Source organism: Natrinema pellirubrum DSM 15624, assembly GCF_000230735.2.
In the GTDB taxonomy this organism is placed as follows: Archaea; Halobacteriota; Halobacteria; order Halobacteriales; family Natrialbaceae; genus Natrinema; species Natrinema pellirubrum.
The window spans coordinates 3,247,296-3,269,018 of record NC_019962.1; the positions used below are offsets into that span (position 1 = coordinate 3,247,296).

At 67.5% G+C, this 21,723-nt stretch carries 21 protein-coding genes; 10 read left to right on the plus strand and 11 right to left on the minus strand.

Going from position 1 to position 21,723, the window contains the following annotated elements; all coding sequences use genetic code 11:
- Positions 1–66 precede the first annotated feature (66 nt).
- Positions 67–888: a hypothetical protein gene (locus tag NATPE_RS15695; RefSeq protein ID WP_006182570.1), complete on the minus strand. Its 822-nt coding sequence runs from the start codon at positions 886–888 to the stop codon at positions 67–69.
- Between the two features lie 82 nt (positions 889–970).
- Positions 971–2,077, minus strand: a complete 1,107-nt coding sequence (gene mfnA / locus NATPE_RS15700) for a tyrosine decarboxylase MfnA (protein WP_081597645.1) — start codon at positions 2,075–2,077, stop codon at positions 971–973.
- Between the two features lie 137 nt (positions 2,078–2,214).
- Here mfnA and gatD point away from each other — a divergent pair, with 137 nt between their 5' ends.
- Together gatD and NATPE_RS15710 are read left to right on the plus strand one after the other, a co-directional pair.
- Positions 2,215–3,465 carry a Glu-tRNA(Gln) amidotransferase subunit GatD gene (gene gatD / locus NATPE_RS15705; protein ID WP_006182573.1) on the plus strand — a complete coding sequence of 417 codons (1,251 nt, stop codon included), beginning with the start codon at positions 2,215–2,217 and terminating at the stop codon, positions 3,463–3,465.
- Between the two features lie 165 nt (positions 3,466–3,630).
- Positions 3,631–4,593, plus strand: a complete 963-nt coding sequence (locus NATPE_RS15710) for a GNAT family N-acetyltransferase (protein ID WP_006182574.1) — start codon at positions 3,631–3,633, stop codon at positions 4,591–4,593.
- A gap of 3 nt (positions 4,594–4,596) precedes the next feature.
- Here the strand turns inward: NATPE_RS15710 and NATPE_RS15715 are convergent, their stop codons facing one another.
- From NATPE_RS15715 to NATPE_RS15725, 3 genes are read right to left on the minus strand one after another with little or no spacing between them, the layout of a single operon-like run.
- Positions 4,597–4,878: a ubiquitin-like small modifier protein 1 gene (locus NATPE_RS15715; protein ID WP_006182576.1), complete on the minus strand. Its 282-nt coding sequence runs from the start codon at positions 4,876–4,878 to the stop codon at positions 4,597–4,599.
- A gap of 31 nt (positions 4,879–4,909) precedes the next feature.
- Entirely contained in the window at positions 4,910–6,157 is a 1,248-nt protein-coding gene (locus NATPE_RS15720; RefSeq protein ID WP_006182577.1) for a TrkA C-terminal domain-containing protein, read from the minus strand.
- A complete protein-coding gene (locus tag NATPE_RS15725) occupies positions 6,154–7,398 on the minus strand; it encodes a TrkA C-terminal domain-containing protein (protein WP_006182578.1) in 1,245 nt (414 codons plus the stop codon). The genes NATPE_RS15720 and NATPE_RS15725 overlap by 4 nt, the downstream gene beginning before the upstream one ends.
- 117 nt (positions 7,399–7,515) lie before the next feature.
- On the opposite strand from NATPE_RS15725, the gene NATPE_RS15730 reads away from it, so the two are divergent.
- A complete protein-coding gene (locus NATPE_RS15730) occupies positions 7,516–8,700 on the plus strand; it encodes an NAD-binding protein (protein ID WP_006182579.1) in 1,185 nt (394 codons plus the stop codon).
- 1 nt (position 8,701) lies between these two features.
- Here NATPE_RS15730 and NATPE_RS15735 read toward each other — a convergent pair whose 3' ends face one another.
- Complete coding sequence (locus tag NATPE_RS15735; RefSeq protein ID WP_006182580.1) at positions 8,702–10,120, minus strand: HPP family protein; 1,419 nt, start codon at positions 10,118–10,120, stop codon at positions 8,702–8,704.
- An 80-nt stretch (positions 10,121–10,200) separates the two neighbouring features.
- A complete protein-coding gene (deoC, locus tag NATPE_RS15740; RefSeq protein ID WP_006182581.1) occupies positions 10,201–10,836 on the minus strand; it encodes a deoxyribose-phosphate aldolase in 636 nt (211 codons plus the stop codon).
- Between the two features lie 150 nt (positions 10,837–10,986).
- Here deoC and NATPE_RS15745 point away from each other — a divergent pair, with 150 nt between their 5' ends.
- Complete coding sequence (locus NATPE_RS15745; protein WP_006182582.1) at positions 10,987–12,282, plus strand: hypothetical protein; 1,296 nt, start codon at positions 10,987–10,989, stop codon at positions 12,280–12,282.
- A 70-nt stretch (positions 12,283–12,352) separates the two neighbouring features.
- Complete coding sequence (locus tag NATPE_RS15750) at positions 12,353–13,468, plus strand: CPBP family intramembrane glutamic endopeptidase (RefSeq protein WP_006182583.1); 1,116 nt, start codon at positions 12,353–12,355, stop codon at positions 13,466–13,468.
- Between the two features lie 55 nt (positions 13,469–13,523).
- Here the strand turns inward: NATPE_RS15750 and NATPE_RS15755 are convergent, their stop codons facing one another.
- Together NATPE_RS15755 and NATPE_RS15760 are read right to left on the minus strand one after the other, a co-directional pair.
- Positions 13,524–13,982: an NOB1 family endonuclease gene (locus NATPE_RS15755; RefSeq protein ID WP_006182584.1), complete on the minus strand. Its 459-nt coding sequence runs from the start codon at positions 13,980–13,982 to the stop codon at positions 13,524–13,526.
- 4 nt (positions 13,983–13,986) lie between these two features.
- Entirely contained in the window at positions 13,987–14,232 is a 246-nt protein-coding gene (locus tag NATPE_RS15760) for a PRC-barrel domain-containing protein (protein WP_006182585.1), read from the minus strand.
- Between the two features lie 200 nt (positions 14,233–14,432).
- On the opposite strand from NATPE_RS15760, the gene infB reads away from it, so the two are divergent.
- Positions 14,433–16,232 carry a translation initiation factor IF-2 gene (gene infB / locus NATPE_RS15765; protein ID WP_006182586.1) on the plus strand — a complete coding sequence of 600 codons (1,800 nt, stop codon included), beginning with the start codon at positions 14,433–14,435 and terminating at the stop codon, positions 16,230–16,232.
- Positions 16,233–16,543: 311 nt separating this feature from the next.
- Here infB and NATPE_RS15770 read toward each other — a convergent pair whose 3' ends face one another.
- On the minus strand, positions 16,544–16,921 hold the full coding sequence (locus NATPE_RS15770) for a cyclophilin-like family protein (RefSeq protein WP_006182587.1): 378 nt from the start codon (positions 16,919–16,921) through the stop codon (positions 16,544–16,546).
- Positions 16,922–16,969: 48 nt separating this feature from the next.
- Positions 16,970–17,890: a hypothetical protein gene (locus NATPE_RS15775; protein ID WP_015299199.1), complete on the minus strand. Its 921-nt coding sequence runs from the start codon at positions 17,888–17,890 to the stop codon at positions 16,970–16,972.
- Positions 17,891–18,069: 179 nt separating this feature from the next.
- On the opposite strand from NATPE_RS15775, the gene NATPE_RS15780 reads away from it, so the two are divergent.
- The 4 genes from NATPE_RS15780 to NATPE_RS15795 all read left to right on the plus strand — a co-directional run bounded on the left by NATPE_RS15780 (position 18,070) and on the right by NATPE_RS15795 (position 21,480).
- Complete coding sequence (locus tag NATPE_RS15780) at positions 18,070–18,420, plus strand: hypothetical protein (protein WP_006182590.1); 351 nt, start codon at positions 18,070–18,072, stop codon at positions 18,418–18,420.
- Between the two features lie 131 nt (positions 18,421–18,551).
- Complete coding sequence (gene pyrG, locus NATPE_RS15785) at positions 18,552–20,237, plus strand: glutamine hydrolyzing CTP synthase (RefSeq protein WP_006182591.1); 1,686 nt, start codon at positions 18,552–18,554, stop codon at positions 20,235–20,237.
- Positions 20,237–21,154, plus strand: a complete 918-nt coding sequence (gene guaA / locus NATPE_RS15790; protein WP_006182592.1) for a glutamine-hydrolyzing GMP synthase — start codon at positions 20,237–20,239, stop codon at positions 21,152–21,154. The genes pyrG and guaA overlap by 1 nt, the downstream gene beginning before the upstream one ends.
- Entirely contained in the window at positions 21,151–21,480 is a 330-nt protein-coding gene (locus NATPE_RS15795) for a DUF7126 family protein (protein ID WP_006182593.1), read from the plus strand. The genes guaA and NATPE_RS15795 overlap by 4 nt, the downstream gene beginning before the upstream one ends.
- The last annotated feature ends 243 nt before the right edge of the window (positions 21,481–21,723 follow it).

The window sequence follows — 21,723 nt, forward strand, 5'->3', positions numbered from 1 at the left end:
TCGCGCTCGCGGGCGTAAAACCCGCCGGTTTCGATCGGCGTGGCCGACCGCGGGACGCGCCGGCGATCAGTCGCCGGCGTTTCGAGCCGCCTCGAACCAGTCGGGCCGTTGGACGTCGACCGCGCCGAGTTCGTGGACGACGAACGACTGTTCGACCGTGGTCGTCACCCCGTCCTCCTCGACGGTCAGAGATCGGCTCGCATCGTGAACGACGCTGTCGGCGTCGACGAAGACGGTCCCGGTTGCTTCGGTCACTGTCCCGGAGACAGCCGACTCGTCCGCCGACTCGAGGTCAAACCGGAGTACTCGCCGGTCGTTCCGACGGGCCGTCTCGCCGGGTGTGTACGTCCCCGTTTCGACGATTCCCCCGAGGCTCTCGCTCCCACCGAGCAGTTCCGGTGGATGCGTCTCGGCGAACGCCCGCCGTGCCTCGCTCGATCCGACGGTCGTTTCGCCGTCCGACGTCCACCGACTGTACACCGTGTCACCCTCGATATAACGACGGTTCGTCTCGGACTGCGCATCGAACACGAAGAGCCGTCGCTCGTCCTCGAGGCTGCTCCGTCGCCGCTGGGTCACGGCCAGTGATTCCTCACCATCGACGGCGTTGACGAGTTCCTGCTCGAGGGCATAATCGTTCGCGGACAACGCTTCCTGCGTCGCGTCGACGAGCGCCGTCGGGTCGTCGATCCCGTCCTCGCTGGTTCCCGTCGGGGGCTCAAGCGACGACGACGCCCCGTCGTTCGTGTCGGGATCCCCGGCATCCGTCGTGTCCTGACAGCCAGCCAGTCCGGCCGCGAACGCTACGCTGGTTGCGGTCAGGAACCGCCGCCTGGTCCTCCCCGTCCGATCCTCCGAACATCGACGTCGGCGTGTCTGCTCTCCCATCCGTGGCTGGTCAGTTGAACGCCACTCCAAAGAGAATTACTGCAGCGACGGAGAGAAAAGACGCGAAAGCGACGACGGACCGTCAGTCGTCGCTCGTGATCGGGACGCTCGCACGCACCTCGAGCCGGTCGAGATCGCCGATAAAGGAGGCCAGCATCTCGCGGGTGACGTGGGGCATACAGACCACGCGCAGTTCGTCGGTCGCGGTTCTCGAGATCCGCCAGCCCTTGGCCCGCAACGCGTCGAAGGTCGAGCGGGGGACGTCGGCCGCCACCAGCGGCAGCGTCGGGTCGGCGACCTCGTAGCCGCGTTTCTCGAGGGCATCGGCGAGCCACTCGGCGTTGTTCTGCGAGCGGACGTACTGCCGGCGGTACCCCGTCGGCCACAGCTCCTCCATCGCGGCGACGGCGCTGGCGACGCCCGCACCCGAGCGGGTGCCGGTCAGGGTCGCCTGTGAGGTCGACTCGAGGTAGGGCGTGTCGACGGCGAGTTCGTCGAGCAGGGCCGAATCGCGAACGAGCAGGCCGCCCGCAGGAACGGCGGCTTGGCCCATCTTGTGGGGATCGATCGCCATCGTGTCGACCGCGGCGTGGTCGAAGTTCCACTCGTAGTCGGTAAACGGAAGGACGAAGCCGCCCCAGGCGGCGTCGACGTGCATCGTCGCGTCGACCGACCGGGCGATCTCGCCGAGTTCCGGAATGGGATCGACGCGGCCGTACTCGGTCGTCCCCGCGACGCCGATCACCGCGGCGGTGTCCTCGTCGACGGCGGCCCGAACGGCCTCGAGGTCGGCCCGGTAGTCGTCGTCGGTCGGCACGATCCGGAGGTCGACCCCGAGCAGGTCCGCGGCCTTCTGGAAGCTGAAGTGGCCCGACTCGGGCATGACGACGTTCGGATTCCGGCTGTCGGCCCGCTCGCGGGCGATCCGGACTGCCTGAATGTTCGCTTCCGTGCCGCCACTGGTGATATAGCCCGCCGGCTCTTGGAGGCCGGCGATCTCGCTCAGCAGGGCGATCGCGTCCTCTTCGAGTTCCGAGACGCCGGGATAGGTGCCCGGATCGCCGGGGTTGGTCGCGAGAAACCGCTCGGCCGCGTCGCGTGCCGCCGGGTGGGGTTCCGTACACATCGAGGAGAGAACCCGGTCGAACGCCTGCGGCTCGATTTGCATATCACGTATGTAATCGGTCAGCGATTTATTTGTTGCGTTTGACGACGTTTCACGAGGGGATTCTCTCGCCGTCTTCGGTTCCGTGGGCGGGTCTGCCGGCCCGGCCGCCGGTAGCGCGAAAGCGTGCCTTCAAGTCCGGGGCCGCGCTACGGCCACGCATGAACCCAGGCGACCGCGTCCGCGTCGATCGCGCGGACCGTACGTACGAAGGCGTGTTGCTCCCCTCGAGTACGGACGACCAGCTCGTGGTGAAACTCGAGGGCGGCTACAACGTCGGCGTCGACCGGGGCGGGGCCGACGTGGAGGTCCTCGCGGAGGACGTCTACGAGATCGACGGTACCGACGCCGCGGGCGACGATGGGGCCTCGGAGATCGAGTTCGACGACGACCTGCCGACGATCTCGCTGATCTCGACCGGCGGGACGATCGCCTCGACGGTCGACTACCGTACCGGCGCGGTGACCGCCCAGTTCGACGCCGAGGACGTCCTGCGGGCGGTGCCGGATCTGGCCGGCCGGGCGAACTACCGTGGGCGTGTCGTCGCCAACATCCTCTCGGAGAACATGGAGCCGTCGATCTGGCGGGACCTCGCGCAGGCGGTCCGCGAGGAGATCGAGGCCGGCGCGGACGGCATCGTCGTCATGCACGGCACCGACACGATGCAGTACTCCGCCTCCGCCCTCGCGTTCATGCTCGAGACGCCGGTGCCGATCGTCTTCACCGGCTCCCAGCGCTCGGCCGACCGCCCCTCCTCCGATAACGTGATGAACGCCGTCTCGGCAGTCGAGGCCGCCAAAAGCGACTGTGCGGAGGTCATGGTCTGTATGCACGCCACCGAGTCGGACGACCGCTGTGCCCTTCACCGCGGGACCCGCGTGCGGAAGAACCACACCTCGCGGCGGGACGCCTTCGAGACCGTCGGCGCGGAACCGCTCGGCGAGGTCGAGTACGAGACCGAGACCGTCGAGTTCCGGCGGGCGTATCAGGAGCGTGGAGCGAGCGAGCTGGAACTCCGCGACGACCTCGAGGGCGACGTCGAACTGCTCAAGTTCACCCCCGGAATGGACCCCGCGTTCCTCGACGTCGTCGAGGGGAGCGAGGGCCTGATCATCGAGGGCTCCGGGCTCGGACACGTCCACACCGATCTGATCCCCCGCATCGAGGAACTCATCGCGGACGGGACGACAGTCGTCATGACCAGCCAATGTCTCGAGGGGCGGGTCTGTGACCGGGTCTACGACACGGGTCGGGACCTGCTCGAGGCCGGTGTCATCGAGGCCGGCGACACGCTGCCCGGGACGGCGAAAGTCAAGCTGATGTGGGCGCTCGAAAACAGCGACGACGTCGCGGAGGCGATGGGCACGTCGCTGGCCGGCGAGATCCAGGAGCGGTCGGTCCCCTGGGAGTGATCACGTCCGCTGGACGCGGCTGAACGGAGACGGAGTCGAGAATTTGTTTTGGGACGCGCACTCGAAATCGGACGGCCGACAGCGTGTGCCACCGCAGTCGATCCCGCCTCGAGCCCGCGAAGTTCTTTCACGGGCGACCACATGAGATGCCAATACTCGACAGCTATGGCATCAGAGTTGGATTCCGAATCCGCCATCGAGATCCGCCGCGCTACTCACGACGACTACGACGCCGTCGCCGACTTCACGGGCGATATCTGGCCCGACCGCGGCGGCGACTACATCCCGCGAATCTACCACGACTGGCTCGAGGACGAGCCGGGCCAGGGCAAGAAAACCTTCCTCGCCGAAGTCGACGGCGAGGCCGCGGGAATCGTCCAGGCCGTCATGCTCTCCGAGGACGAGGCCTGGTTCCAGGGCATGCGCGTCGCGGCCGACTACCGCCGGCGGGGCGTAAGCCACCGGCTGAACGAGGCGACCTTCGAGTGGGCCCGCCGGCAGGGCGCGACCGTCGGCCGCGTGATGATCTTCTCGTGGAACGCGGCCTCACTGGGCGCGGCACGAGCCAGCGGCTTCGAACCGGTCACCGAGTTTCGCTTCGCCCATCCCGACCCCGACCCGGACGCCGAGGGGCCGCATCGGGTCTCGAGCGATCCGACCAAGGCGTGGCGTTACTGGACCCACAGCGACGCCCGCGAATACCTGCGCGGGCTCGGTCTCGCGCCCGAGGAATCGTGGGCCGTCCGCGAACTCACGCGCGAGGACTTCGAGCAGTTGGCCGACGAAACGGCAGTTTTCGCCGTCGAGAGCGAGGATGGACTCGCTGGCGCTGCCTACCGCACCCGAAGCTACGACCGGCCGGTCGACGGCGACGCGATGGATGGCTCGAGCGACGATCCCGAAACCGAGCGGTGGGTCGAGTACGGGGTCGCCGCATGGGACGGGGTCGAAGCCGCCCGCTCGCTGTTCGCCGCGATCGCTCGCGACGCGGCCGACTGCGGCGCGGAAAAGACGCGCGTCCTGATTCCCGAAACGGCCCGGTTCGTCACCGACGTGCCCGCTGCGGGTGTCGATATCGCCGAGGAACCGGACTTCGTGCTGGGGATCGACCTGACGGCGACTCGCTGACGGCTACCCGCCGCTGACCGGCGGGAACAGCGCCAGCTCGTCGCCCGCCTCGAGAACCGTCGCCAGCCCCTCCTCCTCGACCAAGACGTTCGTGCCGTTGCGAAGCACGTTGATCTGGGAGCGCAGTTCGCCGTCCTCGAGGACGCGGCCCTCGAGGGCGGGGGCCTCCTCGAGCAGTTCCTCGAAGGCGTCGCCGACGGTGTCGCCGGCCCCGGCCTCGACGGTCACGTGCTTGTCGCCGGCGCGCTCGGCCAGATCCGCGAACAGTTTCCACTCCGTGGGCATACGTGGCGGTATCGGTGCCGGCGGCAAGTAGCTACCGCTCTCGGGGCCGTTCCGGCGCGTGGCCGTGATCCGGATCGGCGGCCGCCTGCTGGCCGTCGTCGGCCGGCGGTGTCGCAGACTCGTCCGCGTCAGCCAGCGACCGTTCGGTCACCCGGCGAAGCGCGTCCGGCCGGCCGAGGACGTACGCGACGTCGCCGGCCGCGAGTCGCACGTCCCCGGCCGGCAGCGGCCGGTGGTCGGCGTCGCCCTCGCGCTCGAGCGCGAGGACCAGTACCGGCAGCGAGTCGACCGCCAGTCCGACGAGGGGGTCGTCGGCCTCGACGGTGATCGATCGGACCGTCTCGTCGGCCGCCCGCAAGAGGGAGACGAGGTCGCGCTCGGCGTCGGGACTGCCCGGCAGCGTCACGAGCCGGTAGTCGCCGTCGGGTTCGAGGTCGCGGGCGTCCTCGGCGTCGAGGGCGACAGTCGCGACGTCGCCGGCGGTCCCGCGGAGTTCCCCGCCCGCGATCCGTCGGGCACCCCCGTCCTCGCCGCGGGCCCAGATCCGGACTGCATCGCCGGGGCTGGCGTCGGCCGCGGGGTCGCCCTCGAGCGCGACGGCGACGGTCCCCGGCGCGAGCGTCGGGCCGATACCGGCCGGCCGGCTACCCACGGCGAGGAACGCGACCGTGCCGTCGGGCTCGAGATCGACGTCGACGTGGCCGATCCCGAAGTCGCGCTCGAGGCGGGCCACGAGCCGCTCGCGAAGTTCCTCGTCGGTGAGCCGCCGGGGGAGGAGAAACGTCTGCCCGGCGAGGTCGGCTTTCACCGACTCGTCGACCGGGTCGTAGCCCTCGATGTCGTCGATCTCGTCGGGAAGTTCGACCGTGACGACCCGGCCGGCCGAGCGGACGAGTTGGGTGACCTCGGTGATCGTCCGCGGGGTCGCAACCATGAACACGTCCCGGGCGAGGTAATCGCCCAGCCGCCGGCCGCCGTCGGCCGCGACCGCGCTGGCGGCGAAGGCACCGACCGTGTAGATCGCGGTGCCGGGCTCGAGCAGGCCCGTGTTCCCGATGATCGCCTGCTGGAGCGCCGTCTGAGTGTTCAGCCAGATCGCGACGAGCGCGACGCCGAACAACACCGCGATGCCCTCCGGGATCCCGTCGGCGCTATACCAGCGATAGACGAAGGCGACGCCGGCCCCGCTGCCGGCCGCAAGCAGGGCGAACCCGAGGATCCGGACGACCGCCTCGAGCAGCGTCTCGGTCGGGACCGCCGCCGCGACGATCGCAGTCATTGCGCGATCGCCTCCGCGAACGCCTCGACCGCGTCGTCGGGACCCGCGACGAACGCCTCGTCGCCGGCCTCGAGCGGCCGTTCGATCCCGGGAGCGAACACCCAGCCGTGGCGGCGCTCACCGGTCTCGCTGCCCTGTCGACGGACCGCAAGGACCGTCACGTCGGTCCCGGCGATCGTCTCGTCGGTCGCCCCGATCGGACCGACGGTCAGTCGTCGGATGGCATACCCCTCGCGTTTGACCAGCGAGAGCGCCTCGAACTCACGGCTGGTGCCCCGCGAGCGCACGACGAGCCGCGGCGACTCGGCCTCGAGGACCGGCTTGACGTCCCGACGGGGGACGGCAATCGTCACGCGGCCCGAGCCGCCGGCCGTCGCCGCGTGCGGTTTCGCCGCGGGAGCGGGCTCGGGGTCCGCGCCGCCATCGGGCGCGACCGCGTCGGCAGGCCCCGACGACCCGTCGTCGCCGTCGATCTCGTCGTCGGTCTCGGTACGGGCGCTGACGACGGTCCCTCCGATCGAGCGGTCGCCGACGCGGACGCTCACCACGTCCCCGCTCGCGAGTCCCGTCGGGACGAGCGTCGTCAGCGAGACGGCCCGCCGGCCCGCCGGGACGCGCCGGGAGAGACCACCCGACGGCGGCGCGGCCGTGATGGTCGCCCGGGCCCGTTCGTCGATCGCGACGGCGACGTCCGCGAGATCGTGATCGGTCCGCAGGCGCTCCTCGAGACGGGCCTCGAGTTCCGAGAGCGGGAGGTCGGCAGGGAGCCGCCACGACCCCCCTTTCAACGTCCGGCGGAGGTCGGCCGACAGCGGCGGGTAGCCTTCCATGTCGTGGATCTCACCGGTGGGACGCACCGTGACCTGACCGACCGAGCCGACGAGTTCGACGACATCGGCCGAGAGGGTCCGCTGGCGCAGCGAGGTCAAGGAGAGCCGACGCGGGAGTTCCGAGCCGAGCTTGTCGCCCTGGTTGTGGGCGTACAGCGCGAGCATGAGGACGACCAGCACGGCGACGAGCAGCCGCGGTGACTGGGCGATGGTAGGTTCGACGAGCCCGAGCAGTCCGCCCTGCACGCTGGCGATCGACAGCGCGAGGACGACGACACCGAACCCGGGCAGGGTAACGCCGGTGAAATACCGGACGAGAAAGCCGAGCGAACCGGCGACGAAGGCGGGAACGATACCGGTCAGGAGGCCGAGATAGAGACCGAGCAACACTTCGACCGGAAGGGATGGCATTGTGGGCCAGTGGACCGGAGCGGTTAAATTAGCACCGGCAGCCGTCTCCGGCTCGAGCGGCGATCCCCCGAATTCCGAACGGAGACGTTTAACTGACGCCGTCGCTCACCGGTGTGTATGGCCGACGACCGGTCGCTTCGAGGACGACTCCCGGACGACTGGCAGCACGTGCTGACGACGCGGGCGACCGTGATCCTCGTCCTGCTGGTCGCGCTGCTCTCGGTCGCCACTGCAGTCATCAACATCTGGACCCCGAACCCGGGGCCGCTCCACGGGTACGTTCCCGACGCGATTCAAAGCGCCGCCGCGTTCACCGGGGCGCTCACCGGGTTCATGATGGTCGGGAGTGCGCTTGCCCTCCGACGCGGGCTCCGCGCCGGCTGGTGGGCGACGCTGCTGTTGCTCCCGGTGACCGCGGGACAGGGCCTCCTCCAGTCGAGCCAGTACTCGGTTCCGCTGGTCGTCCTCTCGATCGTGTCGATTCCGGCCCTCCTGTTGACCCGCGGCCGGTTCGACAAACCGCTCTCGCTGACGACGACGCAGATCGCGGCCGGTGCGGCACTGGTCGGCGTCCAACTGTACGGCACCATCGGCGGCTACGCCATGCGGGAACACTTCGACGGGATCAACAACATTCTCGATGCGTTTTATTTTACGCTGATCACCTCGAGTACGGTCGGCTACGGCGACGTCACGCCGAATCAGGAGTCGATCGAGGGGATGTTGTTTACGATGTCCGTCCTCATCCTCGGCGTGGCCAGTTTCGGTATCGCCATTGGGGCGCTGGTCGGCCCACTCATTCAGGACCGCATCTCGAAGACACTCGGAAAGATGACCGACTCACAGCTGCAACTCCTCGAGGACCACATCCTCGTCCTCGGCTACGGCGAACTGACGGAACCGATCGTCGACGAACTGGCCGACGGTGGCCGCAAGTTTGTCGTCGTGACCAACGATCGCGAGGTCGCGACGGATCTCACCGACCGTGGCATCTCGGTCGTCACCGGCGACCCCAGCGACGAGGAACCGCTCCAGCGTGCGAAGATCGACCGGGCGGCCGCGATCGTCGTTGCGACGAACCACGACGCGGAGGACGCGCTGGCGGTCCTGACCGCCCGCGAACTCGCGCCGACCACCCGGATCGTCGCGGCCGCGACCGACCGCGAGAACACGAAGAAACTCGAGCGGGCCGGCGCGGACGCGGTGATCAGCCCCTCGGTGCTGGGCGGCCACCTGCTCGTGCGGTCGGCGCTCGGCAGCGACGAGAGCGGGCTGATCGACCGTATTCTCGAGCGCGAATAACCTACCGTCGGCGACCCCGATGGACGATCGCCACGTCCGCCTCCAGATCGCTGAGTTTCCGGAACGTCGGCGGGGAGACAAAGCGAGAGGCCGCCGAGCGGTCGGTACTCGAGCCGACGAAACAGACGTCATAGCGGGGCGCGATGCGGGCGAGGTAGTCCTCGACGGCGGCGGTGACCACGTGGGTTTCGAAGGGACCGGCAAAGGCATCGACGAGATCCGCGAGCGTCCCCTCGGCCGCCCGACGGCGCGACTCCCGATCGATGCAGGTACAGACGCTGATCGGCCGGCCGGACTCGGTCACCCGGATCGCGAAATCGAGCATTGCGCGAGCGGTATCGCCCGCACCGCGAACCGCGACGAGGCCGCTCCGCCAACGCGTCCGTCGAACGCCGTTCGAGCGGAAGACGATCGTATCGATCTCGCCCTCGAACAGCCCGGTGATAAACGACGAGAGGCCGCCACCCTCGCGTTCGGCGTAGGGCGTGACGATGAGATCGCAGTTCTCCGCTCGCGCGGTCTCGAGGACGAGTCCCGACGAGAGGTCGCTGTCGGCCGCGACGACGACCTCGCAGGGGACGTCGTACGCGCTCTGGAGATCAGCCGCGAGCGACTCGAGACGGCGACCGGCGTCGGTAGCCGCGCGTTCGGCGGGCGTCGGTTCGTCCGGGTCGCCGTCGGCCGACGCGTCCGGTTGCTCGTCGTCGACCGTCTCAACGACGTCGAAGAGGACCACTTTGCCGGCGTCGTGGGCCCCGGCGATCGACGCGGCGAAGCGGGCGACCGTCTCCTCGCAGTCGGTCATCGGGACGAGGACGTGATCGTCGCCGCTGGTCGTCCGATAGAGATAGCGGGCGCGTTGCTCGTAGAACCGGTCGCGCCAGAGGACGAACGCGGCCGCGACGAACGAACTCGAGATGACGATCCCGAGGACGTAGGCCACCTGTGCGTTGCCGGTCACGAGAACGAGCAGGGCCGTCGAGAACGCCGTCGGTACCTCGAGATCGAGCGCCCACGTGCAGACGCCGGTACAGAAGACCCCGAGTGCGGCACCCCAGGCGCTGATGCCGCCACCCAGTCCGACGGCCGCCGTCAGCGCGAGCGCGAGCCAGCCACAGCAGGCCCCGATGGTCATCCCGCCGACGAACTTCCCCGGCGAGGCGTACTTCCCTTCCGGCTCCGCAAAGAGGGTGAAGGTCCCCGAGGCAAGCGGCGGAAAGAGCAGAAACGAGATCACGGGGGTCGCGTTCGCCAGCCACGTCACCGCGGCGATCAACAGGGGGACAAAGACCAGCACCGACAGGTGAAGCAGGTTCCCCGTCTGCTCGAGCCATCGGACGACGGCCTCGAGTTCACGTCGTTCCAGTCGTCGAAGCCGCCTCGCGAGCGCGCGGAGTCGCGCACGTACCCCCTCGAGCATGGGATGCGTTGCTCGAGCGACGACCAAAACCGTTTGGCTTCTCGCACGGGTGATCAGCGAAGCCAGCGAGGATCCACGAACTATTCGGGTGCGCCCTCGAGAATTGCGACCCCGCTCGAGGCCCCGATGCGTTCCGCGCCGGCCTCGAGCATGGCCATCGCCTCGTCGTAGCTGCCGATACCGCCGCTGGCCTTGACGGGGAGGACGTCGCTCATGAGGGCGACGTCGTCGACGGTCGCGCCACCCCCGCCGAACCCGGTCGCGGTCTTCACCATCGCCGCGTCGGCGGCAGCCGCGGCCTCGCAGGCCCGCCGTTTCTCCGCGTCGGTCAGCAACGGGGCTTCGATGATGACCTTGACCGGAATCGGGATGGCCGCGACCAGGTCGGCGAGTGCCGTTTCGACGGCCTCGCCCGCACCGGCCTGCAGCCGACCGACGTTGATCACCACGTCGAGTTCGTCCGCACCGTCCTGCCAGGCCCCGACGCCCTCCTTGCGTTTCGCCGCGGGCGCGTGCTGGCCGTGGGGGAAGCCGACCACCGTCGCGAGGGTCACGTCGGGGGCGTACTCGGCGGCCATCTCGACCGCGTACGGCGGGACACAGGCGTTCATTCCGTACTCGGCGGCCTCGTCGAGGACCCGCCGAACGTCGGCCGGCGTCGTCTCGGGACCAAGCACCGTGTGATCGATCAGGGGGGCGAGTTCGCTGCGCTCCATACGCGGGGCGACTCGGCGAACGGGCAAAAAGCCGGTCGGTCGGCTCGAGGTCGGTGCCGGTTCGAGTTCGCTTGAGTCCAATGGTCGCTCGCAGTGGTGGTCCGTGGCCGTCTCGGAACGCCTTTGACCTCGGCGGTCGCCTCCTCGAGTATGAACGTCGATATCGGGAACGCGCTCGCGTCGGTCGCCTCGCCGGGCGTCTCGCGGGCCTCTCTCGAGCGACTGGACGAACAGGTCGCGGCCGCCCACGAGCGCATCGAGCGCGGCATGGCAAACGCCGACCACGGCTACGAAGCACTGAACCTCCCCGAGCGGACCGATCCCGACGAGATCCGGGCGGCCGTCGAGCCGGTCGCCGACGCCGACACCCTGATCACCGTCGGTATCGGCGGCAGTTCGCTGGGTGCGGCGACGATCGTCGACGCCCTCGAGTCAGACACCGAGACGGTCTTTCTGGACAACGTCGACCCCGAGTGGGTGTCGGGCCGCCTCGACGGGCTGGCGCTCGAGAACGCGGCGATCAACGTCGTCTCGCGGTCGGGGACGACCGCGGAGACGCTGGCGAACTTCCTCGTCGTCCGCGAGGCCTTCGAGGACGCCGGCGTCGACTGGACCGAGCGGACCATCGTCACGACCGGCGAGTCGGGGCCGCTGCGGGACCTCGCGGACCGCCACGACCTCCCGTCGCTGAAAGTCCCCGACGGCGTCCCCGGCCGCTTCTCGGCGCTGTCGGCCGTCGGCATGGTCGCCGCCGCCGTCTGTGGCCACGACCTCGAGGCCCTGCTCGCGGGCGCGGCCGCCGAGCGAGAGACGCTCTCGGGCTCGCTCTTTGACTGTCCGGCCTACGCCTACGGCGCGACGACCTACGCGCTGGACGGGCGCGGCGCGGGAGTAAACGCCATGATGCCCTACGCCGAGTCGCTCGAGACCTCGGCGGAGTGGTTCGCCCAGCTGTGGGCCGAGAGCCTCGGCAAGGACGATCTCGGCCAGACGCCGGTGCGTGCGCTCGGGGTCACCGACCAGCACTCCCAACTGCAACTCTACCGGGCGGGCCCGCGGGACAAACTCGTCACCTTCGTGACGGCCGACGCGGACGCCGACCGCTCGATCCCCACGACCGACGTCGAGGAACTCGCGTATCTGGGCGACGCGACGCTGGGTGAACTACTCGAGGCGGAGTTCGAGGCCACCGAGGCGAGCCTGGCCGCGGCCGGCCGGCCGAACGTCCGGGTCGAACTCGAGGCCGTCGACGAGTACGAACTCGGCGGCTTCCTCTACGGGATGGAAGCCGCCTGCGTCCTCGCGGGCGAGCTCTACGGCGTGAACACCTTCGAGCAGCCGGCCGTCGAATGGGCCAAGAAGGCCACCCGCGGGCTACTCGGCGGCGGCGAGTTCGAAGAGGCGAAAGCGGTCGCCGAGAAGACCGAGCTTCGAGTCGAGCGGTAGCCGACCGAGCCGACCTGCACCCGTCGTCCGGTTGCGGTGTGCATATGAGCCCTCGGACGAACACTCACGTATGACCGAGACTGCACGGGCCGACGACGCCGGCCCGGTCGCGTCCGGCGCGATCCCGGGTATCGGAACCCTGCTGGCCGGGCTCACGTTGGTCGCCATGTTCGTCCCCGTTCGCAACGGCGTCGACGACCCCAGTGTCTGGGCCGGTACCGGCCTGGCCGTCGCCGCCGTCCTCGCCTTCCTCGTTCGCCGCCACGGCTCGCGCGAACCCCAGCCCCTCGCAGCGATCGCCGCCGGCTCGAGCGTCGGCGTCGTCCTGTTCGCCGGCTACGCGTTGAATCAAGGAGTCACGACGTCGCTGCTCTCGATACCGATCGTGTTCGTGGCGTTCGTGACCGCCGGGCTGACCGTCGGCGTCGCGGTCGCGGACTTCTTCGGCATCGGCGTCGTCGGGCTCAAGCGCCGGACCAGCCAGACCCTCGTCATGACGGGGGTCGGCCTCGTCGGGCTCATCCTGCCGCAGCTACTGATGATTCTCTTTGCCGCACCGGTCTATCCGTTCCTCGAGACGCTGCCGGAGATCGAGCGGCTCGTGGCCACCCAGCTCATCACCCAGCTCGGCGTGGTCATCGGCACGGCGATCGTGGTCGTCGCCTTTCTTCGCTGGACGGACCGAGGGTTGGCGTTCATCGATCTCCGGTGGCCCACGCTGCGGGAGATCGCCTGGACCGTCGGCGGCCTCATCGTCCTCTTCGGCGCGCTGTTCGCGATTTCGACGCTCATGCAGTCGACCGGTGTCGAGAGCGCCGACCACTCGACCACACAGCAGGCCGAGAGCAACCCCGGACTGATGCTTATCATGGTACCGATCGCGATCCTGATCATCGGGCCGTTCGAGGAGGTCCTCTACCGGAACGTGATCCAAAAGTCGCTGTACGAGACGTTCTCGCGGTTCGGTGCCGTCGCGGTGGCAAGCGTCATCTTCGCAGCGGTCCACGTCCTCGCGTACGCCACCAACGGGCTGGGCGCGGTCATCGCCAGTCTGGGGACGATCTTCGGGCTCTCGATCGTCCTCGGTGTTATCTACGAACGGACCGACAACCTCCTGATCCCGGCGCTGGTCCACGGGTTATACAACGCGTTGACGTTCCTGAACCTCTATTTCATCCACGCCTGAGCGCGGGCCTGCCGACGCTTACGGGGACATCGACCGCAACCGAACCGATCGCGAGCTACGAGGGGTTCTTCCGGGCCAGTTCCGACCCACAGATCGGGCACCGCTCTTTCTCCTCGTCGAACTCGCGGCCACAGCCCTGACACTGGTAGGTCCAGTGGCGCTGCTCGTCGATTCCCTCCCGGGCGATCACGTCGACCGCGACGTTGAGCTTCTCCGCGACATTTTGCATCGCGTAGTCGTCGGTCACCAAGGTGGCGTCGAGTTCGAAACTCGCGGCGACGAGCCGAACGTCGGTGTCCGAGAGGACGCCGAGATCCCCGGATTCCCGGGCCGCGCGTTCGACCTTTTCGGTGGTGTCGTCGTTCGGGATGTGGATGTGCATGCCCGATCCCTCCATCGCGTCGTAGCGATAGGCGCTCTCGTCTTCGAGTTCCTCGCGGACGAGCGGGATCGTCGCAGTCTGTTCTGTCGTATGGAAATCGTGGATAAAAGCCGAGGAGTCGAGAACGTACATACCGTTAGCGCTGGACGACGATGTAGTCTTTCACCGCTTGGACACGGTTGACGGGAACGAGGAAGTGACCGCCCTCGTCGAGATCGAAGTCGACGGCGCGGGTCGACAGCTCCTCGTCGGGCTCGATGACGAGATCGTGAAGCGTACCCGATTTGAGATCCATGGTGATGTTATAGAGCAATCCAAGCTCGGTGCCGTCGGAACCCATGACGGACTTCCCCGAGAGGTTTTCAGCGAGTATATCGCTCATGCATGCCCGTACTTACTAATCGGTATTAAACGATTGGGACCGCTCTCGAGGCGAGCGGACCGCCGGAACGGCCGCCCTCGAGTCGAGTCGGCGACCGCCGAGACTCGGCAGTCGATCGTGGCGGTCCGGAACGCGGATGACGATGGGTTTAACTACGGCGCTACGGACGATTTAGGTAAGACCTTCTCGGGTGGTTCATCATGTCGGACACGGATACACGCGACCCCACATCCCTCAGAACGCCGATCGTCGCCGTCCTCGGACACGTCGATCACGGCAAGACAAGTCTCCTCGATAAGATCCGCGGCTCCGCGGTCATCGAGGGCGAAGCAGGCGCGATCACCCAGCACATCGGCGCGACTGCCGTGCCGCTGGACATCATCTCGACGATCGCGGGCGATCTCGTCGACCCGGACGATTTCGACCTCCCTGGCCTCCTCTTTATCGACACGCCGGGTCACCACTCCTTTACGACGCTGCGATCTCGCGGGGGCGCGTTGGCCGACATCGCCATCCTCGTCGTCGACGTCAACGACGGCTTCCAGCCCCAGACGCTCGAGGCCCTGGACATCCTCAAGCGCTCGGAAACGCCGTTTATCGTCGCGGCGAACAAGATCGACACCGTCCCGGGCTGGAAGGAGAACGAGGACGCGCCGATCAACGACACCTACGAGTCCCAGACGGATCGCGTCCGCGAACGACTCGACGAGAGCCTCTACGAGATCATCGGCAACCTCTCGGACGAAGGGTTCTCCGCGGACCTCTACTGGCGGGTCCAGAACTTCCAGCGCAACGTCGGGGTCGTCCCCGTCTCGGCGATGACCGGCGAAGGGGTCCCCGACCTCCTGACCGTCATGATGGGGCTGTCCCAGCGCTACATGAAAGAGGAGATGGAGATCGACGTCGCCGGCCCCGGCGTCGGCACCGTCCTCGAGGTCAAAGAGGAGAAAGGGTTCGGAACGACCATCGACACGGTGCTGTACGACGGGACAATCCGGGCCGACGACACGCTCGTCGTCGGCGGGCAAAACGAGCCGATCGTCACCGAGGTCCGAGCCCTGCTCCAGCCGCGGCCGCTCGCCGAAATTCGGACCGAGAGCCGTTTCGAAACGGTCGAGGAAGTCTCGGCCGCGTCCGGGATCAAAGTCGCCGCGCCCGACCTCGCGGACGCGATGGCCGGCGCGCCGGTCCGGGTCGTCCGCGACCGCGATCTCGACGAAGTCATCGCGGAGGTCCAGGCCGAACTGGCCGACATCGCCGTCGACACCGCCGAGGAAGGCGTCGTCGTCAAGGCAGACACCCTGGGCAGCCTCGAGGCGATGGCCGACGCCCTAGGCGAGGCCGAGGTCCCGATCGTCCGCGCGGAGGTCGGCGACGTCGCGCCGCGTGACGTCTCGGTCGCCTCGACCGCCGAGGATCCGAAACAGCAGGTGATCCTCGGGTTCAACGTCGACACGTTAGACGACGCTGAGCAACGCGCCGAGATCGAGGACGTCTCGATCTTCACCGACGAGGTCATCTACCAGCTCGTCGAGGGCTACGAGGAGTACGTCGAAAACATCGAACAGGCCCAGCAAGACACCATCCTCGAGAACATCACCCGGCCCGCCCGGTTCCGCATTCTGCCGGATCACACCTTCCGCCAGAACGATCCGGCGGTCGTCGGCGTCGAAGTGAACTCGGGGACGATCCAGACCAACGCCAACGTCGTCAAGTTCGACGGCAACGAGCCCGAACGCGTCGGCCAGGTCAAAGGCATTCAGGAACAGGGCGAGGACGTCGACGAGGCCCGCGCGGGCAACCGCGTCTCGGTCGCCATCGACGGCCCCACCGTCGGCCGCGGCATCGAGGAAGACGACGAACTCTGGGCCGAGATCCCCGAGAAACACGCGAAGATCTTAGAGCAGGAACTCGCAAGCGAGATCCCCGGCGACGAACTCGAGGCGCTGAACATGTACCTCGACAAGCAGCGCAACCGGGACCCCTTCTGGGGCAAGTAAGTCCGTTCAGGATCGCGGGCGGCATCTCGGTCTCGACTACCCACTCGACGTGCGGTGGCGCGCGCTGCTCCGCGGTGAGTCACCGACGAACCGCGGTGTAACGCCGTGCGAGGGATGAGTGAGCGAACGCAGTGAGCGAACGAATCGGTTGGGGAGGGCGTGGCGACTCCCCGTTGCCAAGATAGCAGAACGGTCCGTTCTGGCCCCACCATCCCGCGTTCCTCTTCGGGTACAATCCTGCGTATTGGTGTTACAATGCGACTGTGACTGCTCGAAGTGCGCTCGCTGCCCTTCTCGTGCCGACGTCGTCGTCAGTCGTTTAGCGCCTCGAGCCGAACCCGTGCCCCACCCTCGAAATCGGACAACGATCCGGGATCCTCGAGCCGCCCGACGACGGTCACGGGCGCGGCGGCACGCGGCTCCCCGTCCTCGCTGGCCGACATCGGCCCCCAGAACGGACACGGTTTCCCGCCGGCCGGCCAGTCGGCGATCGCACCCTCAGGTACCGCTTCCCGTACGTTCTCGAGCGGTGCATCTAGTTCGAGATCGTCGTAGAGTTCGTCGCCCCAGCGGGTCGCCTCGCCCGCCGCGGGCAGCGCCGCCTCGAGGGCGGCCCTGGTGGCCGGTGTGTCGTCGGCCCAGATCACCGCGAGGTCGCGGTCGGCGACGGTAACGCGGAGATCGCTCATGGACGATCCGACGAACGGCGGGGACTCCGGAGCGGCGACCGCGGCGGTTCAGTCGGCGGTGTCGACGGCCCGCAAATCGCGGCTCGTGGCCCGTTCGCGGGCGCGCTCGAGCGCCCCAGCGACCGCGTCGGCGTCGTCGATGGCCGCCCGGTCACAGCGGAGGTCGAAGACGCCGCTCTCGAGGCCGAAGCGCCGCCGCTCGACGACGAGTTCGTCGTCGGTCAGCCGGACGCCGTCGACCGTTTCCCAGGGAACGAACTCCGTCCAGAACGACCGGTCGACGACGAGGCCGGCCTCGTGGACGCGGATCTCCGGTGGGTTCCAGCGGTCGGTCTCCTCGAGGTCGTACCAGTCGTAGTGTCTCGAGAGGATCATCACGGCTCCGTAGACGACCCAGAACGGCCCGAGGTACCACTCGCCCTGCCACATGCTGACGAGCCCGGCGACGATCATGAACGCCATGATCACGGTATAGATCGGCTCGCCGCTCCACCCGCCGCTTCGCTGCCACGTCCACGTCGCGGCGGGTACATCGGTCGTGAGCGCGTCGACGTACCGGTTTTTCGCCATCCGCTCGAGGCCAAGGCCCGAGACGCCGGCCAGAACGGCCGCAGCGACGGTCAGGACGATGAACCGACCGGTGTCGGCGATCGGCATGGTCTCGGCGGTAAAGAGAAGCACCGTAAACGCCGCTGCCGGGGCGTAACAGCCGAGTCGTCGCCAGCGGCTCCGGCCGATACGCTCGGGCAGTCCCCGCGCCCGGCTGGCGTAGATGTGGCCGACGATGGCGACGGCAGTCACTGTACTCGGCAGGATGCCAAGCAGCGCCGCCGTCCCCACGTCGGCGAACACCCCCGCGATCGCGACGATCCCGGTGACGACGATCCCGAGGTAGAAGCCGAACCCGGCTTGGAAGCCAATGTCGGGGTCGCTCACCTCGAGGGGACGGTGCCGGTCGTATGATGCCACGGTGTTCGCGATTTCGGTTCCCGAGCATAAAATAAAACCGGTACCCTTAGTCCGATTACACGCTCGCCAGTCTCGACTCACCCGCCGCTGCACGCTCTCGTCGACGGCGTACCGGCGACTCGAGACCGGCCGGCGAGTTCCAGTATGAGAGTTACCACACTGGAGGCCGTGGCTAGCGTATGCTCGTACAGCTCCACCAGTACAAACACGAGGAGGTCCAGTTCGACGACAACCGAACGACCGGTGAGTCCCAGACCGAGGACACGGTGAATCCCGATGCGGAAGACTACTTCGGGGCCGAGATGGACGAGTTCGATGTCGAGACGTGGGACACCGTCGAGTACGAGGGCGACCCCATCCAGCGCCGGTCGGTCACGATCGACGGCGTCACCGCCGTGTCGGTGCTACAGGACGCCGACGAAGGGGATCCGGGACTCCCCGGACGGACGATCCAGATACGAATGGAGGGCGGGAACGAATCCCTCGAGCAGGCCGAGATCGTCGACGTACAGGACGAAGCCCCCGGGTGAGAGTCCCGGTGGACGACCGTGGCTGTCGTGGCCGTGATAGTGACTGTCTCCAACGGCAATGGGGAGTGACAACCCCTATCGGAGCGGTTCGCTCCCGAAATCGTTTTCAAGCGGTCGCGCGCACACTCGGTATGCCGACGGAATCGGACACTCATTATGACCCCTCGCTGGGGAACAAGTTCATCTTCGTCACCGGCGGCGTCATGTCGGGGCTCGGCAAGGGGATTACGGCTGCGAGTACCGGCCGACTCCTGAAAAACGCCGGGTTCGACGTCACCGCAGTGAAGATCGATCCATACCTGAACGTCGACGCGGGGACGATGAACCCCTACCAGCACGGGGAAGTCTACGTACTGGAAGACGGGGGCGAGGTCGACCTCGATCTGGGGAACTACGAGCGGTTCCTCGACATCGACATGACCTCGGATCACAACATCACGACGGGCAAGACCTACCAGCACGTCATCGAGAAGGAACGCGCGGGTGACTACCTGGGCAAGACCGTCCAGATCATCCCTCACATCACCGACGACATCAAACGTCGCATTCGCGAGGCCGCCGAAGGCACCGACGTCTGTATCATCGAAGTCGGCGGAACGGTCGGGGACATCGAGGGGATGCCCTATCTCGAGGCGCTGCGCCAGTTCGCCCACGAGGAGCCGGAGGAGAACGTCCTCTTCACCCACGTGACCCTCGTCCCGTACTCGAAAAACGGCGAGCAGAAGACCAAGCCGACCCAGCACTCGGTCAAGGAGGTCCGTTCGATCGGTCTCCAGCCCGACGTGATCGTCGGCCGCTGTGAGGATCGACTCGATCCCGAGACCAAAGAGAAGATCGCGCTGTTCTGTGACATCCCGACGGAGGCGGTGTTCTCGAACCCCGACGTCGAGGACGTCTACCACGTCCCGCTGATGGTCGAGGACGAAGGGTTAGATCAGTACGTCCTCGAACACTTCGGGCTGGCCGAGGAGGCCCTGCCGGAAGGCGAACGTGCCAACGAGTGGCGCGAGATCGTCACGAGCGAGAAAGACGGTGAGGTCGACATCGCGCTGGTCGGCAAGTACGACCTCGAGGACGCGTACATGTCGATCCACGAGTCGCTGAAACACGCCGGCTTCGAGGTCGGCGTCGACGTGAACGTCCACTGGGTCGCGGCCGACGAACTGAGCGAGGGCTACGACGGCCAACTCGAGGGGATGGACGGCGTCATCGTCCCCGGCGGCTTCGGGATGCGCGGCTCCGAAGGGAAGATCCGCGCGGTCCAGTACGCCCGCGAGAACGACGTGCCGTTCCTGGGCCTGTGTCTGGGCTTCCAGATGGCCGTCGTCGAGTACGCACGGAACGTGCTGGGCTTCGAGGGCGCCCACTCCGCCGAGATGGAGGAAGACACGCCCCACCCCGTCATTGACATCCTGCCCGAGCAATACGAGGTCGAGGACATGGGCGGGACGATGCGGCTGGGTGAACACACGACCGTCATCGAGCCCGAGACGCTGGCCTACGACCTGTACGGCGACACCTCCTGTTCGGAGCGCCACCGCCACCGCTACGAGGTCAACCCCGAGTACTTCGACGCCTTCGAGGACGAGCCGCTGACGTTCTCCGGGACCGCGGGCAACCGAATGGAGATCCTCGAACTCGAGGATCATCCGTTCTTCGTCGGGACGCAGTTCCACCCCGAGTACACGTCCCGACCCGGCCAGCCGAGCCCGCCGTTCCTGGGGCTGGTCGAGGCCGTTCTCGAGGAACCGGCCGATGACGACGACACCGACCCCGCAGACGACGACACCGACGCGGAAACAGAGGTAACCCACTGATGGTAGATACCGAGACGTTCGTTCCCGACGCAGTCGCAGAGATCGAAGACGAAATCGGCGATGCAAACGCCGTCATCGCCCTCTCGGGCGGCGTCGACTCCTCGACGGCCGCCGCGCTGGCGTACGAAGCGATCGGCACCCAGCTTACGGCCGTCTACGTCGACACCGGCCTGATGCGGAAAGGCGAAACCGACGAGATCCGCGAGACGTTCGACTACATGGACAGTCTCCGGATCGTGGAGGCCCAAGACCGCTTCCTCGAGGCGCTCGAGGGCGTCACCGACCCGGAGGAGAAACGCCACATCATCGGCGAGCAGTTCATCCGGGAGTTCGAGACGGTCGCGAACGAGGTCGACGCGGACTACCTCGTGCAGGGGACGATCTACCCCGACCGCATCGAAAGCGAGGGGACGATCAAGTCCCACCACAACGTCGGCGGCCTCCCGGAGGTCGTCGACTTCGAGGGCATCGTCGAACCCATGCGTGACCTCTACAAGGACGAGGTCCGCGAGGTCGCCCGCGCGCTCGACCTCGAGGAGGTCGTCTCCGAACGCATGCCGTTCCCCGGCCCCGGTCTCGCCGTGCGGATCATCGGGGAGATCACCGAGGAGAAGTTGGAGGTCGCCCGCGAGGCCAACCACGTCGTCGAGGAGGAACTCGAGGAGTACGAGCCCTGGCAGGCGCTGGCGGCCGTCATCGGCAAGGCCACCGGCGTCAAGGGTGACAACCGCGTCCACGGCTGGGTCGTCTCGGTGCGCTCGGTCGAGTCCCGCGACGGCATGACCGCCCGCGCCCAGGAGATCGACTGGGACACCCTCCAGCGCATTCAGTCCCGAATTACGGGGTCCCACGAGAACGTCGCCCGCGTCGTCTACGACGTGACTCACAAACCGCCCGCGACCATCGAGTACGAATGAGCGCCACGACCGCGGTCGTCGCCGGCGACGACGAGGACGGCATCGGCGCGGCCCTCGAGAACGCAGGCGTCGACGTGACCCGCGTCATGGGCGTCGTCTCCCGTCCCCAGCTCGAGGAGGCCGGCGTCGTCGAGGCCGACCTCTACGTCCTGACCGACGTCGGGCAGGCGACGACGATCCCAATCGTCTGCGATCTGAACGACGCCGTCCGAACCGTCGTCTACGCCAACCGGACGGTCCCGGAGTTCGTCAAGGGCCAACTCGACATCGCGATCGACCCGCAGTTGATGGACGCCGACATCGTCGTCGAGGAACTCGTCGACTGAGGCAGCCGCCACAACACCGGTCACGAGGAGCCGGGGCGATGGCAGCCGAATTCGTCGTCGTCCGAACGCCGACGAAGCGTCCGTTCCGGCGACCGTCAGCGTTCGCTTTCATTACGTCCGAGACGCCCAGTATAAACCGTCTCATGGCGGATCTCGAGCCGATAAAGCCGTGTTGAATTCGGTCAAACTCGGCGTAAGAGCGGTATACCATCACCGCCGTTCAAGTGGGATCGGCCGCTACCA

Excerpts from the sequence above, each read along its gene's own strand:
- NATPE_RS15695 (WP_006182570.1), bottom strand. The coding sequence starts at position 888 with ATGGGAGAGCAGACACGCCGACGTCGATGTTCGGAGGATCGGACGGGG.
- NATPE_RS15760 (WP_006182585.1), bottom strand. The coding sequence starts at position 14,232 with ATGAGCGATATACTCGCTGAAAACCTCTCGGGGAAGTCCGTCATGGGT.
- NATPE_RS15780 (WP_006182590.1), top strand. The coding sequence starts at position 18,070 with ATGCTCGTACAGCTCCACCAGTACAAACACGAGGAGGTCCAGTTCGAC.
- NATPE_RS15750 (WP_006182583.1), top strand. The coding sequence starts at position 12,353 with ATGACCGAGACTGCACGGGCCGACGACGCCGGCCCGGTCGCGTCCGGC.
- NATPE_RS15770 (WP_006182587.1), bottom strand. The coding sequence starts at position 16,921 with ATGAGCGATCTCCGCGTTACCGTCGCCGACCGCGACCTCGCGGTGATC.
- NATPE_RS15710 (WP_006182574.1), top strand. The coding sequence starts at position 3,631 with ATGGCATCAGAGTTGGATTCCGAATCCGCCATCGAGATCCGCCGCGCT.
- gatD (WP_006182573.1), top strand. The coding sequence starts at position 2,215 with ATGAACCCAGGCGACCGCGTCCGCGTCGATCGCGCGGACCGTACGTAC.
- NATPE_RS15720 (WP_006182577.1), bottom strand. The coding sequence starts at position 6,157 with ATGACTGCGATCGTCGCGGCGGCGGTCCCGACCGAGACGCTGCTCGAG.
- NATPE_RS15745 (WP_006182582.1), top strand. The coding sequence starts at position 10,987 with ATGAACGTCGATATCGGGAACGCGCTCGCGTCGGTCGCCTCGCCGGGC.
- NATPE_RS15735 (WP_006182580.1), bottom strand. The coding sequence starts at position 10,120 with ATGCTCGAGGGGGTACGTGCGCGACTCCGCGCGCTCGCGAGGCGGCTT.
- infB (WP_006182586.1), top strand. The coding sequence starts at position 14,433 with ATGTCGGACACGGATACACGCGACCCCACATCCCTCAGAACGCCGATC.
- NATPE_RS15755 (WP_006182584.1), bottom strand. The coding sequence starts at position 13,982 with ATGTACGTTCTCGACTCCTCGGCTTTTATCCACGATTTCCATACGACA.
- guaA (WP_006182592.1), top strand. The coding sequence starts at position 20,237 with ATGGTAGATACCGAGACGTTCGTTCCCGACGCAGTCGCAGAGATCGAA.
- NATPE_RS15715 (WP_006182576.1), bottom strand. The coding sequence starts at position 4,878 with ATGCCCACGGAGTGGAAACTGTTCGCGGATCTGGCCGAGCGCGCCGGC.
- deoC (WP_006182581.1), bottom strand. The coding sequence starts at position 10,836 with ATGGAGCGCAGCGAACTCGCCCCCCTGATCGATCACACGGTGCTTGGT.
- NATPE_RS15725 (WP_006182578.1), bottom strand. The coding sequence starts at position 7,398 with ATGCCATCCCTTCCGGTCGAAGTGTTGCTCGGTCTCTATCTCGGCCTC.
- NATPE_RS15730 (WP_006182579.1), top strand. The coding sequence starts at position 7,516 with ATGGCCGACGACCGGTCGCTTCGAGGACGACTCCCGGACGACTGGCAG.
- NATPE_RS15795 (WP_006182593.1), top strand. The coding sequence starts at position 21,151 with ATGAGCGCCACGACCGCGGTCGTCGCCGGCGACGACGAGGACGGCATC.
- pyrG (WP_006182591.1), top strand. The coding sequence starts at position 18,552 with ATGCCGACGGAATCGGACACTCATTATGACCCCTCGCTGGGGAACAAG.